This window comes from Blastococcus haudaquaticus (assembly GCF_900230285.1).
Taxonomy (GTDB): domain Bacteria; phylum Actinomycetota; class Actinomycetes; order Mycobacteriales; family Geodermatophilaceae; genus Blastococcus_B; species Blastococcus_B haudaquaticus.
The window spans coordinates 608,850-628,039 of record NZ_OCNK01000003.1; the positions used below are offsets into that span (position 1 = coordinate 608,850).

Below are 19,190 nucleotides of genomic sequence, written 5' to 3' on the forward strand. Positions count from 1 at the left end.
TGCGACGGAGGTCACTCCCCATGTGGCAACCTGCGGACGTGCTGAAGCGTCGCGTCCCCCGGGTGCTGGTGTCCGGGTTCGTCCTGGCCGTCGCGGTCTCGGGCCTGTCCGCGTGCCGGACCTCGCCCAACGTGGCCGCCTACGTGGGCGACACCCGGATATCGGTCAGCGAGCTGCAGTCGGCCGTCGAGGACCGGCTGGCCGACCCGGAGGTGGCCGCCTACGCCGACGCGCAGGGCGACGAGTTCACCCGCCGGGTGCTCGGGCTCCTGGTGCAGGAAGAGGTCTTCGCCGCCGCGGCGGAGCGCTTCGACGTGCAGGTGAGCGATCGCGACGTGCGGACGCGCATCGACGAGCTGCTCGGGAACGACGACCCCGAGGAGGTCTTCGGCCAGCTGGCCCAGCAGGGCATCGGCCGGGCGGACGTCGTCGAGAACGTCCGCCAGCAGCTGGTGCGCCGGGGCATCGCGGAGGCGGAGGGCGCGGCCGACGCGCTGGGCGAGGAGGCGCTGCGGGCCCGGTACGCCGAGGTGCGGCAGAGCCTCGCCCAGGTGTCCTTCGGCTACATCACCGTCCCGGACGAGGCGACCGCGCAGTCCGTGATCACGCAGCTCGCCCCGGGAGCGACGGCGTACCCGGCCGTCGCGGCGCAGTTCCCCGGGGCGACGACGCTCCCGGCGCTGGAGTCCCGGGCGCCCGACGAGCTGCCCGGGATCCTCGCCGAGGGGATCGGGTCGGCGGCGCCCAACACGGCGTTCGCCACTCCGGTGCCCGAGGCCGGCGGTGTCGTCGTGACCTTCGTCCAGGGGACGGTCTACCCGCCGTTCGAGGAGGTCCGGCCCCAGCTGGAGGACGAGGCCGCCCAGGCGGCCGAGGCCGCGGGGGAGGAGGCGATCCAGGAGGTCCGGGACGACCTCGGCGTGACCGTCAACCCGCGTTACGGCGTCCTGGAGGAGGGGCGGCTCGTGCCCGGCGACGGCGGTGTCGTGGACATCCTCGGCGACGAGGCCGCGGCCGATCCCGCCACTGCTCCGGCCCCCGCTCCGGCCCCCGCCGAGTAGCCCGCCGGCACCGGTCCCCGACACTGGACGGGTGCCCTGGAGCTCCCCCCCGAAGCCGGCCGCGATCACCGTCGACCCCCACATCCGTGCGCGGGTGCTCGACCTCGCTCGGGACGACCGCGTCCGGGCCGTCCGGCTGCTCCGCGAGGAGACCGGCCTGCCCCTGCGGTTCTCGGTCGTGCTCGTCGACTCCTGGCTCGCCGAACCGGCCCCGCCGCCGGAGCCGGCCTCGCCGTCGGAGCCGGCCCCGCCGTCGGAGCCGACCCCTGGCGCGGTCGGGGAGCGGCTGCTCGACGTCGTCCGGGTGATGGACCGGCTCCGCTCGCCGGGCGGCTGCCCGTGGGACGCCGAGCAGACGCACGCCTCGCTGCGCGGCTACCTGCTGGAGGAGGCGCACGAGGCCTACGACGCGATCGTCGACGACGACCCCGTGGCGATGCGCGAGGAACTGGGCGACGTGCTCCTCCAGGTGGTCTTCCACGCCCGCGTGGCCGCCGAGGCCGATCCGGACCGCCGCTTCGACATCGACGACGTCGCCGGTGACCTGGTCGACAAGCTCGTCCGTCGGCACCCGCACGTGTTCGGGGACGCGGGGCCGCGCGACGTGGCGCAGGTCGAGGCCGGCTGGGACGAGATCAAGAAGGCGGAGAAGCAGCGCCTCTCACCGACCGAGGGCGTCTCCCGGTCGCAGCCCGCGGCTGCGTGGGGGGCCGCCCTGGTGCGGCGGGCGGCGCGGGCGGGGCTGAGCACGCCGGAGCCGGCCGAGCTGGCCGACGCGAGTCCCGAGGCGCTGGGGGAGCGGCTGCTCGCCGTCGTCACCGCCGCCGAGCAGCGCGGCTGGGACGTCGAGGACGCCCTGCGGGAGGCCGTGCGGCGCTACGCCGGGGAGTTGGACGCCGAGGCTGCGGCGGCATCGGCGGACCGACCGGCGTAGCCCCCGTTCCCCCGTCCGTCCACCGGTCAGGGGTCCGTCCACAGGGCAGCTTTTCGCTGGTCAGGACGTCGTCCCATCGGTATCATCGAACACATGTTCGAACAATTAGTTGGCGGGACAGACACGCGCCCGTCCTCGTTCGAACGCGCGCTCTCCACGGCGTTGCTCGACCACCCCCGGCCCCTCGTGGTCGAGGTCGTCCACCCCGACCCGGCGGTGGGTTGGGAGTACGTCCCGGTCCGTGGTGGCGGCACGGGGCACCGGCCGGCCGGGCAGGACTCCGCACCGGACGATCTCGCCGACCTGAGGGATGTGCTCGACGCCGGCATCGACCACCTGCAGCGGGCCGCTGCCGCGACCCGGGCGATCGCTCGCCTGTCGGCCGTGGTCGCGACGTCGTTGGCCGAGTTCGCCCGGTGCCGGCCGTCGGAGTCGTTCGACCGGCAGCCGGGGGAGCAGGGGGCCATGTCGGCCGCGACCCGGAACGCTCGACCCGCTGCGCTGTCCGAGGTGAGCGAGTGGGCGGTCGACGAGGTGGCTCCGTCGCTCCGCGTGACCTCGACAGCGGCTGGGGTCCAGCTCGCGGAATCGGTCGTGCTGGTCGACCGACTGCCCGGAACGCTCGCCCTGCTGGCGCGTGGGGAGCTGACCCCCGCGCATGCGCGGCAGATGGTGAACGTGGTCGGTCCGGTGGAGGACGACGGGCTCCGCGCCGACATCGAGGCGCACGTGCTCGGCCTGCTCGACCGCAAGACGCCCCCTCAGCTGGGCGACTGCGCCCGGCGCATCGTGCTCCGCAAGGACGCCGACGCCGCGGCCCGCAAGCTCGTGACGGCCGTCCGTGAGCGCGGCGTGCGGCTGCACGACCGCCGCGACGGGACCGCCACGGTGTCCCTCGACCTCCCGCTGCCGTCCGCCGCGGCGATCTACCGGGCGCTGGAGACGTACGCGGAGGATGCGCGGGCCGACGGCGACGAGCGCACCAAGCAGCAGCGCATGGCCGACTGCGTGCAGGACCTGATCCTGCGGCCCGGGGAGAACGGCATGCCGCCGGTCACCGTGGCCCTGACCCTGGTCGCAACTCTCGAGACGATGCTCGGCGGTGCGGAGCCCGGTCAGGTCGAGGGGATGCTGGTTCCGGCCGAGATGGTGCGCGAGCTGGGCTACACGTTCGGGCTGATGCCCCGCCCGGCTCCGGACGTCGCGGGTCTGTCCGATGGCGGTGATGGTGACGGGGCGCCGGCGGGGCCGGAGTGCGAGACATCCAGCGATCCCGACCCAGCACCACCTCCGCGCTCCGGACCCGCGCCGGCGCCCGCTCCCGTGCAGGACCGGGCGCTCGACGAGTGGCTGGCGCTCGCGCGGGCGCGGAACGAAGCCGCGGTCCAGGAAGGGCTTGCCGGGGCGGAGCAGGCGATCCTCGACGGCACCTGGGTGGATGGCGAGCTGCGTGCCCTACTCGACGTGGGCGCGCTGATCGGTGTCCGCGATCTCGCCGGGACGGGACTCGCGCATCGGCCGCGCATCGCCGTCGTCGACAGGTTGCGGGGCAGCCTGATCGCGCTGACCGACGCCGCGGGGATCCGCCGCGGTGCGGGCCTCGGTCCGCCACCGGCCACCGACGGCTACACGCCGGGAGCCGAGCTGGAGCGATTCGTCCGGATGCGCGACCGGCGGTGCCGGTTCCCGGGCTGCCGCGCCCGCGCTCGTTCGTGCGACCTGGACCACCGGCGGGAGTGGCCCGACGGCCCGACCGCGCACGACAACCTCTGGTGCCTCTGCGAGCACCACCATCGGCTGAAGCACCAGGCCCCGGGCTGGCGCTTCGAGGAAGCCGACGACGGCGGTTTGGCGATCACCACGCCCAGCGGCGAGGTGCTGGTCAGCCACCCACCACGATTCGGCACCGACCTCGACATCCCGCCCTTCTAGCTCCGACCGGCATCCCGCCGGCGGCCGAAGCGCAGGCTGCTGTCCGCCGGCAGGTGTCTCTGAGCGGCCCACTCAGGGACAGTCTCTAGAACCCGCGCCAGTCACCCTGGAGGGGTGCCGGACGTTCCGTTGCCGGGCTCGGATGGTTAGGGAAGTGCCGCCCGAAGTGGGCGTGTGCTTGCCCTTCGAGTCCATCCCCACCGAGGGTCACGCTGCCTACCTCTGTGGCTGTCCAGGCCGCCCCTACTGCCTGCCAGTAGTCGTCGTCCTCTAGCTCAAGGTTGCCCAGGATGGGCTGACCTGTTTCGGCAATCGACAACCTCACGTGTCCAGCGCCGAAGTGGACCACCTTGCGTCCATGAAGGCTCTCGCCGGTCGGGACTGTCGGTTCGCACCAGTCCATAAGTCCCATGATCACGAAGGTGCGACCCGGTAGGAGGCAGAGGACCCGGCCGCAGGCGTACCAGCCGCCACGGCGTAAGGGGATAGCCCAGAAGTCGCCGGCTCTGATGTGGGTGGTCGACTTCGGGATGAACGGATAGCCGGGATGCTTCGGCACGGTTGGAGTATCGGCTCGTCGGAGCTGTCCCTGAAGCCGCCCTTTGTCCCCAGAGCGGTCCGGGACCCTTCGCCACAACGTAGGGCGGCTGACCAGCCCGCTTCGATGCTGGCGTTAACCTCCGGCGGTGGAACGGAACCTGGCGCGACTCTCGGTCGCCGCTGACCGCGTTCAGGCAGACCTTCGCCAGACCACATCCCAGCCGTGGACCTGCTCGGTCGACTCGGACTACGTCCTCTCGGTCACGAATGGCGTGGTCACTGAACGCCTGCAGCTGGAGTCCGAAGTCGAGGATGAGGACTGGTTCGCGCCGGCCGAGGCGTCCACGGACGAACTAGGCGCTGGACTCGACGCTGACGCAGACGAACTCCTAGCGACCGAGGTGGTTGAAGCACTCAGGGGCCTCGGCGTCACTTGGCCGATCTGCGCTCAACATCGCCGCGTCATGGGAGCGTGCGGTGGCTGGTGGTACTGCGAAGGCGAGCCGTACCACGACGTCGCCGAGGTCGGTTCTCTGCCGGGCCAGCAGGTGGCGTCCTCGACCTGAGGATCTTCCGTCGAGGCGCCCAGCGTCCTCAAGCGGCCCACTCGGTGACACCGGCGCGCTCTGGGCGTTTCAGCCGGGTACCGCTCCCGAGGCCCTCGACCCAGGCCCCGTTGCCCGTGCGCGAGAGTGCTCGCCATGGAGACGTTCACTGCCGCGATGCAGGCGGCGCTCAGCGAAGGCGGCGTCCTCCGTGAGGGCGCCATGTGGCGGCTCGACCGAACGGTGCTGCCCCTTGTGATTTATGAGGACAAGAACCCGCATGGCCCCTACTTCGGTGTCGGCATACACGTCGGGGGGCCAGGGAAGCGACTCGCCCGGGAGGACGGTGGTGTGGTGACCGTTAGCCAGTGCACATCGGCAGGTGGTCGGGACTTCTTCTACGACTTCAGCAAGCCAGACGCTCAACATCTCTGCGAGCAAGACTTCTTTGCCGCCACGTTGCCGCTCATCGGGCTCGCTGATCCGACGCAGCTTGGCCAGGCCCTGCTACGCGGCGACTATCTGACCGTGCATTACGGGAGTCGCCCATGGGGAGGCGTCTTCGCAGCTCTGGCGATTGGTGACGCCTACGGCCTGGAGTCCCTCATGCCCGAGATTGCCCAGCGACTGCACGACGTCACACGGGATCCCGCTGCCTACGAGGAGATCCACACCGTGGCGCGAGACTGGCCGGACCGCGTTCCTGGGCTTGGAAGCATGATCGCGACAATCCCACCGCCGCCGTCTCAGCCGCCTCGGGCCCGAGGGTGGTCCGATCGGCTGCGGCGCCAGCGCTGACACCAGATCCGACATGACCCGCAGCGGTGTCCCAAAGGCCGCCCTGTGGCACAGCCGGCGTCACGTCCCTGAACGCCCACTATGAGACACCGCAGTGAGCTCGTAGGCGACGGATCGGACGGCCTCAGTGATGCCAGGTGAGGACCAGCAGGGCTTGTCCGTCCAGTGACTCCCAGCACCCGACAGTGACCACGGCGCCGCGATGAGGCGGATGGGGAGTCTCGCTGGTGACGTCGGCTCGGGCGTCCGCCCACGCGCCTCGTGCGTCTTCTCCGTCGTGCCAGACGACCCGGGTCATCTCCGGGAGCCCACCGGGCCAGTAGGTGACGACGGAACAGCCCGACGCCACCAGTGAGTCGGCATCCCTGCGCTTCATTCGAGTCGTCCGCCGGCCGTAGACGGTGCCTGTAGGTGCGACCAGCTCGCCTTCTTCGACGGCTTTCCACTCCTCACCAGAGAGGTCCTGCTTCACGGGCGGGACGGTAGCGCTCTTCCGTGTGCCGACTGTCCTGAGCGGCCCATTGAGGGACACGTGGATGGTGGCCGGGGTAGGCGTTGGGTGGTTGTGGCACGCCTACCCCGGTTGCCTGCACGGGCCCGACTCGGACGGGCTGCTCCCCTCCACAACGGACGCATGAGCCAGGCGGGGCAACCCATGCGCCGAGGCCGCGGCCAAGGCCGACGGCCACCGACTCCGCCAGCATCTTCGATGCTGACAGGTCGGAGGGGCCAGCCGCGTCATCAATCGGTGTGTGTCCTAGCGACCCACTGCTGTAGACGTCCGCTGTCATGCCGGCCGCCATACTCGGGGCGTGGACGAGGCGGACGCTCGACGGCGTATCGAGCTATTGGAGGAGTCGTTGGCCGAACTCCTCCAGTGGGTCAGAGAGCAGGATGTCTACGACGACCAGTTCGACGAGCAGACCGCTTGGGCCCCACGGCTTGAGCCGTTGGTGCGCTCAGACGGCCTCGCGCCTCTCGCACCTCTGTACGAGGACCAGTTCGTCCGAGTGGCCGACCTCCAGCGGGAGTTGGAGAAGGTCTCGCAAATGGTGGTGCGAGCGGAGGGCTTGCTCGGCGGAGGCAAATTCGAGGCCGCGCTCGGACGTGCGGGATCGCGTCACCGGCTTGCCCAAGGGCGCTCGGTGCAGTCCTCAGACGGCTGAGCCGTCTGTCCCATAGGCCGCCTTCAGGGGCACAGCCGATAGTCGCGCTTCAGGACGCCTGGTGGAGCCATCGGGTGGATCCGGCCGGCCAAGACCGTCCTGCCTGGCCTCCATGCGGCCGTCTGGAGACGGTCGGCGGCGCGCGGCTGTCGGGCGGGACCGGACAGGCTGGTTAGGCTGCCCCCGTGCCGAGCATCGATGCCGTAGGCGCGCGAGAGATCCTGGACTCGCGCGGAAACCCCACCGTTGAGGTCGAGGTCGCCCTCGACGACGGGACGATCGCGCGCGCCGCTGTGCCCAGCGGCGCCTCCACGGGTGCCTTCGAGGCCGTGGAGCTGCGGGATGGCGGTGACCGCTACGGCGGCAAGGGCGTCACCAAGGCAGTCGACGGCGTCCTCGACGTGATCGGCCCGGAGCTGGTCGGCTTCGAGGCCAGCGAGCAGCGGCTGATCGACCAGCGGCTCATCGACCTGGACGGGACCCCGGACAAGTCGCGCCTGGGCGCCAACGCCATCCTCGGCGTCAGCCTCGCCGTCGCCCGCGCCGCGGCCGACTCCGCCGGGCTGCCGCTCTTCCGCTACGTGGGCGGACCGTCGGCCCACCTGCTGCCCGTGCCGATGCTGAACATCCTCAACGGTGGGGCCCACGCCGACAGCAACGTCGACGTGCAGGAGTTCATGATCGCCCCGATCGGGGCGGCGACCTTCGCCGAGGCCCTGGCGATGGGCGCCGAGACCTACCACGCGCTCAAGGCCGTGCTCAAGAAGGACGGGCTGTCCACCGGGCTGGGCGACGAGGGCGGCTTCGCCCCGAACCTCTCCAGCAACCGGGCGGCTCTCGACCTGATCGTGCGCGCCGTCGAGTCGGCCGGCTACAGCGTCGGCACCGACATCGCCTTCGCTCTCGACGTCGCCGCCACCGAGTTCCACAGCGCCGACGGGTACGCCTTCGAGGGCAAGACCCTCACCGCCGGCGACCTCACCGACTACTACACCGAGCTGGTCTCCTCCTACCCGATCGTCTCGATCGAGGACCCGCTGTCCGAGGAGGACTGGGAGGGCTGGGTCGCGCTCACCGACGCCCTCGGGGACCGGGTGCAGATCGTCGGCGACGACCTGTTCGTCACCAACCCCGCCCGACTGGCCGACGGCATCGCCCAGGGCGCGGCCAACGCGCTGCTGGTGAAGGTGAACCAGATCGGCACGCTCACCGAGACCCTCGACGCGGTCAACCTCGCTCACCGCAGCGGCTACCGCTCGATGATGAGCCACCGCTCCGGCGAGACCGAGGACACCACGATCGCCGACCTGGCCGTCGCCACCGACTGCGGGCAGATCAAGACCGGTGCCCCGGCCCGGAGCGAGCGCGTCGCCAAGTACAACCAGCTGCTGCGCATCGAGGAGGAGCTCGACGACGCCGCGCGGTACGCCGGTGCCGCCGCCTTCCCGCGGCTGGCGGTCTGAGCACGACCCGATGACCACCCCCTGATGAGCAGCACCCGATGAGCAACGTGCGCGGCCGGCGGAGCGGTGGGGACGCCCAGCGCTCCGGTGGCCGCGTGTCGCGCAGCACCGGCCGGGCTCCCCGCGTGCACTCGACGCGACCGGTGGCGGCGAACCTCCGCAGCAGTGCCACCAGCCGGCCCGGAGCCCGCCGCTCGCTGCGCCGCGCCGTCCGCCCGACGGCGACGACGCCACGCCGGCGTCCGCTGGTCACCGGCCCCGCCGTGCTCCTCGGGGCCCTGGTGCTCCTGCTCGCGCTGACCCTCGCCGGCCCCATCCGGCAGTACCTGGCCGGCCAGGCCGAGCTCGAGCAGCTGGCCGCCGAGGGGCGCGCGCTGGACGAGCGGGCGGCCGACCTGCGCCGGCAGCTCGAGCGGCAGTCCGACCCGGCCTACGCGGAGCGGCAGGCGCGCGAGCGGCTCACCTACGTGCTGCCGGGCGACCGGCTGGTCGTCGTCGTGGACGGCGAAGCGGTGGAGGGGGACGCCGGCACGCTGGCCTCCACCGCCCGCGACGAGCAGCTGCCCTGGCACGAGGGGCTGATGCGGTCCCTCGCCGATGCAGACGGCGGCCCCGCGCAGTGACCGATCCCGTCACCGACGCCGAGCGCGAGATCATCGCCCGGCAGCTCGGCCGGCCGCCGCGCGCCCTCGTCGCGGTCGCCCACCGCTGCCCGTGCGGGCAGCCCGACGTCGTGGAGACCTCCCCGCGCCTGGAGGACGGCACCCCGTTCCCGACGCTGTACTACCTCACCTGCCCGCGGGCGACGGCGGCCGCCAGCCGGCTGGAGTCGGCCGGCCGCATGCGCGAGTGGCAGGACGAGCTCGGCACGGACCCGGAGCTGGCCGCCGGCTACCAGCGGGCCCACGAGGCCTACCTGGCGACCCGCGACGCCCGCGACGTGCTGCCCACCCGCATGACGGCCGGCGGCATGCCGGACCGGGTCAAGTGCCTGCACGCGCTCGCCGGTCACGCCCTCGCGGCAGGTCCCGGGGTCAACCCGATCGGCGACCGCGCGGTCGAGGAGATGGGGGAGTGGTGGGCGGCCGGACCGTGCGCCCGCCCGGCCGGGGAGGGCACGTGACCCGCGTGGCGGCGATCGACTGCGGCACCAACTCCATCCGGCTGCTCGTCGCCGACGTGCCGGAGCGAGGCGCGCACACCGACCTCGTCCGCCGCATGGAGGTGGTGCGGCTGGGCCAGGGCGTGGACGCCACCGGACGACTGGCCCCGGAGGCCATCGAGCGCACGCGCCTCGCCCTGGCCGGGTACGCGGCCACGCTCCGGGAGCTCGGTGCCACCGAGGTCCGGATGGCCGCGACCAGCGCCAGCCGGGACGCCGCGAACCGGGCGGACTTCGAGCAGATGGTGACCGCCACGCTCGGTCGCCTCCCCGACGTGATCACCGGCCGCGAGGAGGCCGAGCTGTCCTTCCTCGGCGCCACCGCGTCCCTCGTGGCCGCAGCCGGCGCCCACGGCAGCCCGGCTCCGCAGCCGCCGTTCCTCGTGGTCGACATCGGGGGCGGCTCCACCGAGTTCGTCCTGGGCGACGCCGACGGCGTGCGGGCCGCCCGGTCGGTCGACATCGGCTGCGTCCGGCTGACCGAGCGCCACCTGCGCTCGGACCCGCCGACCGCCGAGGAGATCCGCCGGGCCGAGGCCGACATCCGGGCCGCCCTGGCCGAGGTCGCCGCGGAGGTGCCCGTGGCCGAGGCCGCCACCCTCGTGGGCGTCGCGGGATCGGTGACGACGGTCGCGGCCATCGCCCTCGACCTCCCGGAGTACGACCCGGACGCCATCCACGGGTCCCGCATCGCGGTCGACGACGTCCGGGCGGTGAGCGCCGACCTGCTCGCGGCGACCCGGGAGCGCCGGGCGGCCATGCCCGTCATGCATCCCGGCCGGGTCGACGTCATCGGCGCCGGCGCGCTCATCCTGCGGGTGCTCATGGACGAGTTCGACCTGCCCGAGGTCGTCGTCAGCGAGCACGACATCCTCGACGGCATCGCCCTCCGCCTCGCCCGCAGATGAAGGACTCCGATGCCCCCCGCGGCCCGCAGGCTCGCCACGGGCCCCTGCATCGGGGCCGCGACGCCGGCGGCTTCCCCGCCACCCGGACCCCCGCCGGGGTGGTCCGGTCAGCCGCCTCGACGCGGGACCTCGCCGTCCTCGACGCCCGCATCTCCGCGTGCTACGCCTGCCCGCGGCTGGTCGCCTGGCGCGAGGAGGTCGCCCGCGTCAAGCGGGCCTCCTTCCGCGAGGAGGACTACTGGGGCCGGCCGGTGCCTGGCCTCGGGCCGGCCGACGCACGGATCGCCGTCGTGGGGCTCGCGCCGGCCGCGCACGGCGGGAACCGCACCGGCCGGGTGTTCACCGGCGATCGCAGCGGCGACTGGATCTTCGCCGCGCTCTGGCGGGCGGGACTGGCCAACCAGCCCACCTCCACGCACATCGGCGACGGGCTCGAGCTGACCGGCGTCCGGGTCGCCGCGGCGGTGCGCTGCGCCCCGCCGGACAACGCGCCCACGCCGCAGGAGCGCGACACCTGCAACCCGTGGCTGGCCCGGGAGCTGGCGCTGCTGCCTGACCTGCGCGCGATCGTCGTCCTGGGCGGCTTCGGCTGGACCGCGCTGTGGCCGGTGCTCGCCGCCGCTGGCTACCCGCTGCCCCGTCCCCGGCCCGCGTTCGGGCACGGGGTGGAGGTCGGCCTGGAGGGGCCGCGCGGCCCGCTGACGCTGCTGGGCAGCTACCACGTCAGCCAGCAGAACACCTTCACCGGCCGGCTCACCGAGCCGATGCTGGACGCCGTCCTGAACCGGGCGACCGAGGTGGCCGGGATCGCAGCCCGGGAGTGACGCCCGAGCGGTCGGCACGTCCTCCCGGGCCTACGCTCGCCTCATGTCTGAGGCGATGGCTCGCGACCTGACGCACCGACCGGTGATCCTCGTGGTGGGCGGTGGGTACGTCGGCCTCTACACCGCGCTGCGGCTGCAGAAGAAGCTGTCGCGCGGCCGTGCGGAGATCGTCGTCGTCGACCCGCAACCGCACATGACCTACCAGCCGTTCCTCCCGGAGGCCGCCGCCGGCTCGGTGGAGCCCCGGCACGTCGTCGTCCCGCTGCGGCGCACCCTGAACCGCTGCCGGGTGATCACCGGCGCACTGATCGGCCTCACCCACGCGGAGAAGCGGGCCCGCATCGCCCCGGTCGAGGGCACCAGCTTCGACCTCTCCTACGACGTCCTGGTGATGGCCGCGGGCTCCGTGGCGCGCACGCTGCCGATCCCGGGCCTGGCCGAGCACGGCATCGGCTTCAAGAACGTCGGCGAGGCGATCTACCTGCGCAACCACGTCCTGGCCCGCCTCGACGCGGCCAGCTCCACCGACGACCCGGCAGTGCGCACGCGGGCGCTGACCTTCACGTTCGTCGGCGGCGGCTACGCCGGCATCGAGGCCTTCGCGGAGCTAGAGGACATGGCCCGCTACGCCGTCGAGCACTACTACCCCCGGTTGTCGCCGGCCGACATGCGCTGGGTGCTGGTGGAGGCCACCGGACGGATCCTCCCCGAGGTCGACCTCGACATGGGCGCGTGGACGGTGCGGCAGCTGACGGCGCGGGGCATGGACATCCGCCTCAACACCCGACTGGAGTCGGTGTCCGACGACGGGGTCGTCCGGCTGAGCGACGGCGAGGAGTTCCCGAGCGAGACCCTGGTCTGGACCGCCGGGACCAAGCCCAACCCGGTGCTCGCCCAGACGGACCTGCCGGTGGACGGACGGGGCCGGGTCGAGTGCGAGACCACGCTGCAGGTGCGCGGGATGCCGGACGCCTGGGCGGCGGGGGACCTGGCCGCGGTCCCCGATGTCACCAAGGACGAGCCCGGTGCCACGACCGCGCCGAACGCGCAGCACGCCGTCCGGCAGGCCAAGCAACTGGCGGACAACATCGTGGCCGTGCTCGCCGGGCAGGAGCCGGCGCCCTACCGGCACAAGTACGTGGGTTCGGTGGCCAGCCTGGGGCTGCACAAGGGCGTGGCCCAGGTCTACGGCGTGAAGCTGAAGGGCTGGCCGGCCTGGTTCATGCACCGCAGCTACCACGTCAGCCGGGTGCCCACCTTCAACCGCAAGGCCCGGGTCGTCGCGGACTGGACCCTGGCCTCGCTGTTCCGCCGCGAGGTGGTCTCCCTCGGGCAGCTGCAGGACCCGCGCCGGGAGTTCGTGTTCGCTGCCAACACCGGCCGCACCGGGCAGCTGCCGCCGCCGCGCCCGGAGGCGCCGGGGACGGCCGACACCCCGGAGCGCTCGCAGGCTGGGTGACAGGCGGGGTGTTTCGCGCGTCTCAGGAGGCGGGGAGCGAGCCGTCCGCCGCGAGGCGGGCCCCGAGCGCACCGCCCAGGGCGTTGACCGCGGCGGTCGAGGCGGTCACCAGCCCGGCCGAGGCGTGCGCGACGTGCCAGAGACCGTCCAGCCGGCGCAGGTCCACCGGCACCCCGGCCGCGCGGGCCCGCTGAGCCAGCGTGACGGCGTCCTCGAGCAGGATCTCCTCGCTCCCGACGTGCACCGTCATCGGCGGCAGACCGGCGAGATCGGCGTCCAGGGGAGCCAGCTCGGGCGCCCCCGGGTCGGTGCCGCCGCCGAAGTCGCGCGCGCACCGGCGCAGCCAGGCCGGCCGCAGCATCGCGTCGGTCCGGTCGTCGGGCAGGGTGCGGCTGGTGAGGTCCAGCCAGGGGGAGATGAGGCCCAGCGCGCCCGGCGCCGGGTCACCGCTGTCCCGCAGCCACAGCGCCGCGGTGAGGGCCAGCCAGCCGCCGGCGGAGTCGCCCGCCAGCGCCGTGCGGGCCGGGGTGGCGCCGCGGTCGAGCAGCTCCCAGAAGGCGGCCAGGACGTCCTCGAGCGCGGCCGGGAACGGGTGCTCCGGGGCCAGTCGGTAGTCCAGGACGTGGACGGTCGCCCCACTGGCGGCCGCCAGGTGGCTGGCCAGGGCGCGGTGGGTCGCCGGCGAGCCGGTGGTGAACCCGCCGCCGTGCAGGTACAGGATCGTCGACCCCTCGTGCCCGCCTGCCGGCGTCAGCGTCTCGGCCGGGCGACGGCCCAGCCGCCCGGTGCGGAGGGCGACGTCCTCGGCCGGCGGCGTCGGCCGCGTGACCAGGCCCAGCCAGCGTCGCTGCAGGCCGACGGGCATGCGGGGGCCGAGCACCGGGCGGACGAGACCGCGCACGCCGGCACGCATGACCCGGACGGGGACCTGGGGGGTGCGCCTCACGACCGTCACCGTACGGGTGGACCCTCCGGCGGCCCGCTAGCGTGCCCGGGAAGCCCCCGTAGCCCAATCGGCAGAGGCAGGCCCCTTAAAAGGGTCCGAGTGTCGGTTCGATCCCGACCGGGGGCACGCCGAACGGCCCCCGGGGGGACCCTGTCGGGGGAAACCGCGACACGCCGGAACGATCACGAGGGGTCGGGCGTTGACCTGGACGAGTGGAGTGCAGCACCGTGGACTCCACGGACCGACCAGTCACCTCAGGGAGATGACGATGCCCAGCAGTAACCCGGCGTTCAGGGGCCTCAGCGGCACCGGTAACGGCCAGCAGTACGCCGGCTGGGGCGCCCAGCCCCAGCAGCAGTACGGCGCGCCTGCCACCGCCGACCCGTACGCCGCTCCGTCGCCGTACGCGGCGACCACCACGCGCTACCTGACGATGGACGACGTCGTCGCCAAGACGGGCATCACGTTCCTGGTGACCGTGGCCACCGCCGCCGCCACCTGGGCGCTGCCCGGTCAGGCGGCCTGGGGCTTCGCGATCCCGGCCGTGCTCATCGCCTTCGTCCTGGGCCTGGTGATCTCGTTCAAGCAGATCGCCAACCCGGTGGCGACGCTGGCCTACGGCGCCCTGTACGGCGTCGCGCTCGGCGCCATCAGCGAGGCCTTCAACGACATCTACCCCGGCATCGTCATGCAGGCGCTGATCGGCACCTTCGGTGTCTTCGCCGGCATGCTGGTGGTCTACAAGACCGGTGCCATCCGCGTCACCCCGAAGTTGACCCGCTGGGTCATGGCCGCCGGTATCGGTGCGCTCGTGCTGATGCTGGCCAACATCGTGGCGGCCTGGATCGGTGGCGGCGACGGCCTCGGCCTGCGCTCCGGCGGCCCGCTGGCGATCGTGTTCAGCCTCGCCGTCATCGGCATCGCGGCGTTCTTCCTGCTGCTCGACTTCGACCTGGCCGACGAGGCCATCCGTCGTGGAGCCCCGGCGAAGTTCGCCTGGTACATCGCCTTCGGTCTGCTCGTGACCGTCATCTGGCTGTACGTCGAGATCCTGCGGCTGCTCAGCTACTTCCGCGAGTGAGCTAGCACCAGCACCTCCCCACGACGAAGGCCCGGTCCCCGCGAGGGGGCCGGGCCTTCGTCATTCTGGGCCGTGCCGCTGTCGGGCGCGGCGGGCTCTCAGCTGAGGCGCTCGAGCACCATCGCCATGCCCATGCCGCCGCCCACGCACATGGTCTCCAGGCCGAAGGTCTTGTCCCGGGTCTGCAGGCCGTTGATCAGCGTCCCGGTGATGCGCGCGCCGGTCATGCCGAAGGGGTGGCCCACGGCGATGGCGCCGCCGTGCACGTTGAGCTTGTCGATGTCGATGTCCAGGTCGCGGTAGCTGGGGATCACCTGCGCGGCGAAGGCCTCGTTGATCTCCACGAGGTCGATGTCGTCGATGGTCATGCCGGCCCGCTGCAGCGCGAGCCTGGAGGCGTCGACCGGGCCGTAGCCCATGATCTCCGGCGAGAGGCCGGTGACCGCGGTGGAGACGATGCGGGCCAGCGGGGTCAGGCCCAGCTCGGCGGCCTTGGTGTCGCTCATGACGACCACCGCGGCGGCGCCGTCGTTGAGGGGACAGGCGTTGCCCGCGGTCGCGCGGCCGTCGGGTCGGAAGACCGGCTTGAGCTGGGAGAGGGCCTCGACGGTCGTGCCGGCGCGAGGGCCGTCGTCCTTGCTGACGACGGTGCCGTCCGGGGTGGTGACCGGGGTGATCTCCCGCTCCCAGAAGCCGTTGTTGATCGCTTCCTCGGCCAGGTTCTGGCTGCGGGCGGCGAACTCGTCCATCTCCTGGCGCGAGACGTCCTTGATCAGCGCCAGGTTCTCCGCCGTCTGGCCCATGGCGATGTAGATGTCCGGGACGTCGCCGTTCTCGCGCGGGTCGGTCCACGAGTCGGCCCCGCTCTCGGCGACCTTCGCCCCGCGGGTCTCGGCGTCGGCGAACACAGGGTTCTTGGTGTCCGGGAGGCCGTCGCTGTTGCCCTTCACGAAGCGGGACACCATCTCCACGCCCGCGGAGATGAACACGTCGCCCTCGCCGGCCTTGATGGCGTGCAGCGCCATGCGGGTGGTCTGCAGCGATGAGGAGCAGTAGCGGGTGATCGTCGTGCCGGGCAGGTGGTCCATGCCGAGCAGCACGCTGACGACGCGGCCCATGTTGTAGCCCTGCTCGCCGCCGGGGAGGCCGCAGCCCAGCATCAGGTCGTCGATGTCGCGCGGGTCGAGCGCGGGCACCTTGTCCAGCGCCGCGCGGACGATGGTCGCGGTCAGGTCGTCGGGGCGCAGGTCCTTGAGGGACCCCTTGAACGCGCGACCGATGGGGGAGCGGGCGGTGGCGACGATGACGGCTTCGGGCATGGGTCCTCCACGATGAGGTGTGCGCCGGGCGGGGGTTCCCGGCGACGGGTCGACCTCGAAACTACTCCGCGGTAACGGACCCGGCGGCGTCCCCTGGTCACGCGGTGACCGAGGCCTCCGCCGACTCCTGCGCCTGCTCCGGGGTCGGGATCTCCGGGGGACGCCGACGCCTCAGCAGCGCCCATGCGCCCCACGGGCCGGTGTCGGACCCGCTCACCTCGGCCGGCTGGACCTCGGTCCCCGTCCGGCTCGCGGCCCGCGCCGCGGCCTTCTCGATCGGCCGCACGGTGCCCCGCCGGATGGGACGCACGCCGCGGTCGGCGGAGGCGGGCCAGACACCGACGGCGTCGGCCACCGACGGCAGCAGCACCGAGGCGGCCTGTGCGTAGCCGTGCGCGCTCGGGTGGAACTCGTCGACGCTGAACATGTCGTGGTCGGAGGCGAAGGCCGGTCCGAGGACCGAGCCCAGCGAGACGGTGCGCCCGCCGGCCTCGACCACGGCGACGGTCTGCGCGGCGGCCATCTGCCGGCTCCAGCGCCGGGCGAGGGTGCGCAGCGGCTGGGCGATCGGCCGGATCGTCCCCAGGTCGGGGCAGGTCCCCACGACGACCTCGCACCCGGCGGCGGTGAGGCGCCGCACGGCGTCCGCGAGGTGCCGGACGGACACCGCCGGGCGGGTGCGGCTGGTGACGTCGTTGGCGCCGATCATGATCAGCGCGACGTCGGGCTGCTCGACCAGCGCCTTGTCCACCTGTGCGTCCAGGTCGGGCGAGCGTGCACCGGAGACCGCGAGGCGGACCAGCCGGACCGGACGCTCGGCCAGCTCGGTGAGCGCGGCGGCGATCAGGACGCCCGGCGTCTGGGAGGAGCGCTCGACGCCGAGGCCGACGGCGCTGGAGTCGCCCAGGACCGTGAACACGAGGGGCTTGCCCCGCCCGCGGCCGTAGATGCCGTCGCCCGACGGCGGCCCCGCCTTGTCGGTGCGGGACTCGATGTTCCGGCGGGCGGCGCGGGCCTCCTCGCGGAGCAGGGCGACGAGCGCCGCGCCGCCGAGGGCGACGCTGCCGCTGCCGTAGGCAGTGGCGGCGGCCAACCGTCGTGCCGTCGCTGTGCGCGTCACTGGTCCTCCGCTCCGATGCCCGGTCCGTTCCCGGTAGGCAGGTTATCGGCCCCTTACGGTTGCTCCTGTGGCCCAATCACTCGCAGGTGTGACCCATTCCACAGAACTGAGCGAACGGGGGCAGCTCATCGTCGACGTCCTGGTCGAGGCGTTCGCCGATCTGATGGCAGCCGACGCGGACGCCTTCCGGACGAAGTTCCGCAAGATGGCCGCCGATCCGTTCGCCTTCTACCGGGGCAGTGCCTGTCTGTTCTACGCCGACATGGCGACGACCGAGGACCGCTGGAGCGACGAGCGGACGTCGCGCGTGTGGATCCAGGGTGACCTGCACGCGGAGAACTTCGGCACCTACATGGACGGCGCCGGACGGATCGTGTTCGACGTCAACGACTTCGACGAGGCGTACCTGGGCCACCTCAGCTGGGACATCCGCCGGTTCGCCGCGAGCTTCGCCCTGCTGGCCTGGCGCAAGGCGCTCGGGGACGACGTCATCGCGTCGCTGCTGCGGACCTTCCTGACCGCCTACCTGGACCAGGCGGAGGCGTTCAACCGGTCCGACGAGGACCGCTCCTTCGCCCTGCTGCGGGAGAACACCGAGGGTGCGGTGCACGACGCGGTGCTCGAGACGACCGCGCGCACCCGGCTGGGCCTGCTGGACCGGCTCACCGTGGTGGAGCACTACGAGCGCCGGTTCGCCGACAGCCCCCGCAACCGGCGCCTGGACGACGAGGAGCGGGCCGAGGTGATGGCGGCTCTCGACCGCTACCGGCAGACGGTGAACCCACCTCGGCGGCGCCGCGACGTGGCCTACGACGTGAAGGACGTCGTCGGCACCGGCGGCTTCGGCATCGGCAGCGCCGGGCTGCCGGCCTACAACGTGCTCCTCGAGGGATACGACCAGGCCCTGGAGAACGATGTCGTCCTGTCGCTGAAGCAGGGCAACGTGCCGGCGCCCAGCCGCATCGTGACCGACCCGGAGATCCGCCGGTACTTCGAGAACGAGGGACACCGGACGGCCCTGAGCCAGCGGGCGCTGCAGGCCAACGCCTCCCAGTTCCTCGGCTGGACGGAGATCGGCGGCCGGGGGTTCCTGGTGGCCGAGCTGTCCCCGTACGAGGTGGACCTCGACTGGGAGGACCTCACCGAGCCCGAGGAGATCGCGCCGGTGATGGCGCAGCTGGGCCGCGCGACGGCGAAGCTGCACTGCGTGGGCGACGCCGACAGCGACCACACGCTCGTCCCGTTCCAGACCGAAGAGGCCCTCATCGCGATGATCGGCGACCGGCGGGAGGACTTCGTGGCCGACATGGTCGAGTTCGCCCACGGCTACGCCCGGCAGGCGCAGGAGGACCACCGGCTCTTCGTCGACGCGTTCCGTGCCGGTGCGATCCCGGGGATCAGCTCGAGCGGTTCGCACCCGCTCCACTGAGCTCGATCAGCATGCCGACGTGCGGTCCGATGCCCGGCTTGTCGTACGGCTCGGGGGTCACCACGGTGAACCCCGTCCGTACGTAGAAGCCGGCGGCGGACAGCCGGGCGTCGCACCACACCAGGTCACCGCCCCGGGCCGACACGGCGGCCAGGCCCGCGGCGAGCACCGCCCGTCCGGACCCGCCGCCGCGCAGAGCGGGGTCGGTGGCCATCCCGCGCAGCTGCCACGGGTGCGCCGCCGCCCGCCACGGGCACGGGGCAGGGGAGAACCGGACCACGCCCACCACGTGACCGTCGGGTGTGCGGGCGGCGAGGTGGAACGTGGCCGGGTCCTCGTCGCCGGCCCAGACGACGTCGCCGCCGTCCGGCCGCAGGACGGCGCGACGCAGCGCGTACGTCTCCTCGGCCGGGACCTCGTCGACGGTCCCGGAGAACGGCGTGGTCATGCGGCCAGTCTCCCGGGCGGTCCTGGCCCCGCTGCGGGGTCCCGCCGCGAGCGTG

General features: G+C 72.9%; 19 protein-coding genes and 1 tRNA gene. 15 read left to right on the plus strand and 5 right to left on the minus strand.

Annotated features, from left to right (window positions below; all coding sequences use genetic code 11):
* Positions 1–38 precede the first annotated feature (38 nt).
* The 5 genes from CRP30_RS14345 (at position 39) to CRP30_RS14365 (ending at position 5,810) form a co-directional block, all read left to right on the plus strand.
* Positions 39–1,061: a peptidylprolyl isomerase gene (locus CRP30_RS14345; RefSeq protein ID WP_159961739.1), complete on the plus strand. Its 1,023-nt coding sequence runs from the start codon at positions 39–41 to the stop codon at positions 1,059–1,061.
* A 31-nt stretch (positions 1,062–1,092) separates the two neighbouring features.
* A complete protein-coding gene (locus CRP30_RS14350; protein ID WP_235003410.1) occupies positions 1,093–1,995 on the plus strand; it encodes a nucleoside triphosphate pyrophosphohydrolase in 903 nt (300 codons plus the stop codon).
* A 93-nt stretch (positions 1,996–2,088) separates the two neighbouring features.
* Positions 2,089–3,927 carry an HNH endonuclease signature motif containing protein gene (locus tag CRP30_RS14355; protein ID WP_143278470.1) on the plus strand — a complete coding sequence of 613 codons (1,839 nt, stop codon included), beginning with the start codon at positions 2,089–2,091 and terminating at the stop codon, positions 3,925–3,927.
* A 686-nt stretch (positions 3,928–4,613) separates the two neighbouring features.
* Positions 4,614–5,033, plus strand: coding sequence for a hypothetical protein (locus tag CRP30_RS14360; protein ID WP_097184617.1), 420 nt, complete (start codon positions 4,614–4,616; stop codon positions 5,031–5,033).
* 135 nt (positions 5,034–5,168) lie between these two features.
* Entirely contained in the window at positions 5,169–5,810 is a 642-nt protein-coding gene (locus CRP30_RS14365) for a hypothetical protein (RefSeq protein ID WP_143278471.1), read from the plus strand.
* A 124-nt stretch (positions 5,811–5,934) separates the two neighbouring features.
* Here the strand turns inward: CRP30_RS14365 and CRP30_RS14370 are convergent, their stop codons facing one another.
* Positions 5,935–6,282 (minus strand): hypothetical protein, encoded by a 348-nt coding sequence (locus tag CRP30_RS14370; protein WP_097184619.1) that lies wholly within the window; start codon positions 6,280–6,282, stop codon positions 5,935–5,937.
* A 340-nt stretch (positions 6,283–6,622) separates the two neighbouring features.
* On the opposite strand from CRP30_RS14370, the gene CRP30_RS14375 reads away from it, so the two are divergent.
* The 7 genes from CRP30_RS14375 (at position 6,623) to CRP30_RS14405 (ending at position 12,792) form a co-directional block, all read left to right on the plus strand.
* Entirely contained in the window at positions 6,623–6,976 is a 354-nt protein-coding gene (locus tag CRP30_RS14375) for a hypothetical protein (RefSeq protein ID WP_097184620.1), read from the plus strand.
* Positions 6,977–7,161: 185 nt separating this feature from the next.
* Positions 7,162–8,439, plus strand: coding sequence for a phosphopyruvate hydratase (gene eno / locus CRP30_RS14380; protein WP_097184621.1), 1,278 nt, complete (start codon positions 7,162–7,164; stop codon positions 8,437–8,439).
* A gap of 38 nt (positions 8,440–8,477) precedes the next feature.
* Positions 8,478–9,062 carry an FtsB family cell division protein gene (locus CRP30_RS14385; RefSeq protein ID WP_097184622.1) on the plus strand — a complete coding sequence of 195 codons (585 nt, stop codon included), beginning with the start codon at positions 8,478–8,480 and terminating at the stop codon, positions 9,060–9,062.
* Entirely contained in the window at positions 9,059–9,562 is a 504-nt protein-coding gene (locus tag CRP30_RS14390) for a DUF501 domain-containing protein (RefSeq protein WP_097184623.1), read from the plus strand. The genes CRP30_RS14385 and CRP30_RS14390 overlap by 4 nt, the downstream gene beginning before the upstream one ends.
* Positions 9,559–10,509 (plus strand): Ppx/GppA phosphatase family protein, encoded by a 951-nt coding sequence (locus CRP30_RS14395; RefSeq protein ID WP_200814753.1) that lies wholly within the window; start codon positions 9,559–9,561, stop codon positions 10,507–10,509. Before CRP30_RS14390 ends, CRP30_RS14395 begins: the two co-directional genes overlap by 4 nt.
* 98 nt (positions 10,510–10,607) lie before the next feature.
* The gene (locus CRP30_RS14400) at positions 10,608–11,333 is read left to right on the plus strand and encodes a uracil-DNA glycosylase (RefSeq protein WP_200814754.1); all 726 of its coding nucleotides are present in this window, start codon (positions 10,608–10,610) and stop codon (positions 11,331–11,333) included.
* Positions 11,334–11,376: 43 nt separating this feature from the next.
* Complete coding sequence (locus CRP30_RS14405) at positions 11,377–12,792, plus strand: NAD(P)/FAD-dependent oxidoreductase (protein ID WP_235003411.1); 1,416 nt, start codon at positions 11,377–11,379, stop codon at positions 12,790–12,792.
* A gap of 22 nt (positions 12,793–12,814) precedes the next feature.
* Here CRP30_RS14405 and CRP30_RS14410 read toward each other — a convergent pair whose 3' ends face one another.
* Complete coding sequence (locus tag CRP30_RS14410) at positions 12,815–13,738, minus strand: alpha/beta hydrolase (RefSeq protein WP_200814755.1); 924 nt, start codon at positions 13,736–13,738, stop codon at positions 12,815–12,817.
* A 52-nt stretch (positions 13,739–13,790) separates the two neighbouring features.
* Here CRP30_RS14410 and CRP30_RS14415 point away from each other — a divergent pair.
* Together CRP30_RS14415 and CRP30_RS14420 are read left to right on the plus strand one after the other, a co-directional pair.
* Positions 13,791–13,864 (plus strand) — tRNA-Leu (locus CRP30_RS14415).
* A gap of 142 nt (positions 13,865–14,006) precedes the next feature.
* A complete protein-coding gene (locus CRP30_RS14420; RefSeq protein ID WP_097184993.1) occupies positions 14,007–14,819 on the plus strand; it encodes a Bax inhibitor-1/YccA family protein in 813 nt (270 codons plus the stop codon).
* 98 nt (positions 14,820–14,917) lie between these two features.
* On the opposite strand, the gene CRP30_RS14425 is transcribed toward CRP30_RS14420, so the two are convergent.
* Both CRP30_RS14425 and CRP30_RS14430 read right to left on the minus strand, forming a co-directional pair.
* Positions 14,918–16,138, minus strand: coding sequence for an acetyl-CoA C-acetyltransferase (locus CRP30_RS14425; protein WP_097184625.1), 1,221 nt, complete (start codon positions 16,136–16,138; stop codon positions 14,918–14,920).
* A 97-nt stretch (positions 16,139–16,235) separates the two neighbouring features.
* Positions 16,236–17,258 (minus strand): SGNH/GDSL hydrolase family protein, encoded by a 1,023-nt coding sequence (locus CRP30_RS14430; protein ID WP_097184626.1) that lies wholly within the window; start codon positions 17,256–17,258, stop codon positions 16,236–16,238.
* 67 nt (positions 17,259–17,325) lie between these two features.
* Here CRP30_RS14430 and CRP30_RS14435 point away from each other — a divergent pair, with 67 nt between their 5' ends.
* Positions 17,326–18,687 carry a DUF2252 domain-containing protein gene (locus CRP30_RS14435; RefSeq protein WP_200814756.1) on the plus strand — a complete coding sequence of 454 codons (1,362 nt, stop codon included), beginning with the start codon at positions 17,326–17,328 and terminating at the stop codon, positions 18,685–18,687.
* Here CRP30_RS14435 and CRP30_RS14440 read toward each other — a convergent pair.
* Positions 18,656–19,135 (minus strand): GNAT family N-acetyltransferase, encoded by a 480-nt coding sequence (locus tag CRP30_RS14440; RefSeq protein ID WP_097184627.1) that lies wholly within the window; start codon positions 19,133–19,135, stop codon positions 18,656–18,658. The genes CRP30_RS14435 and CRP30_RS14440 overlap by 32 nt on opposite strands.
* Positions 19,136–19,190: the final 55 nt, after the last annotated feature.

What these genes read in the sequence shown, in the direction of transcription:
- CRP30_RS14355 (WP_143278470.1), top strand. Translation starts at nt 2,089, where the DNA reads ATGTTCGAACAATTAGTTGGCGGGACAGACACGCGCCCGTCCTCGTTC.
- CRP30_RS14365 (WP_143278471.1), top strand. Translation starts at nt 5,169, where the DNA reads ATGGAGACGTTCACTGCCGCGATGCAGGCGGCGCTCAGCGAAGGCGGC.
- CRP30_RS14385 (WP_097184622.1), top strand. Translation starts at nt 8,478, where the DNA reads ATGAGCAACGTGCGCGGCCGGCGGAGCGGTGGGGACGCCCAGCGCTCC.
- CRP30_RS14405 (WP_235003411.1), top strand. Translation starts at nt 11,377, where the DNA reads ATGTCTGAGGCGATGGCTCGCGACCTGACGCACCGACCGGTGATCCTC.
- CRP30_RS14420 (WP_097184993.1), top strand. Translation starts at nt 14,007, where the DNA reads ATGCCCAGCAGTAACCCGGCGTTCAGGGGCCTCAGCGGCACCGGTAAC.
- CRP30_RS14425 (WP_097184625.1), bottom strand. Translation starts at nt 16,138, where the DNA reads ATGCCCGAAGCCGTCATCGTCGCCACCGCCCGCTCCCCCATCGGTCGC.
- CRP30_RS14440 (WP_097184627.1), bottom strand. Translation starts at nt 19,135, where the DNA reads ATGACCACGCCGTTCTCCGGGACCGTCGACGAGGTCCCGGCCGAGGAG.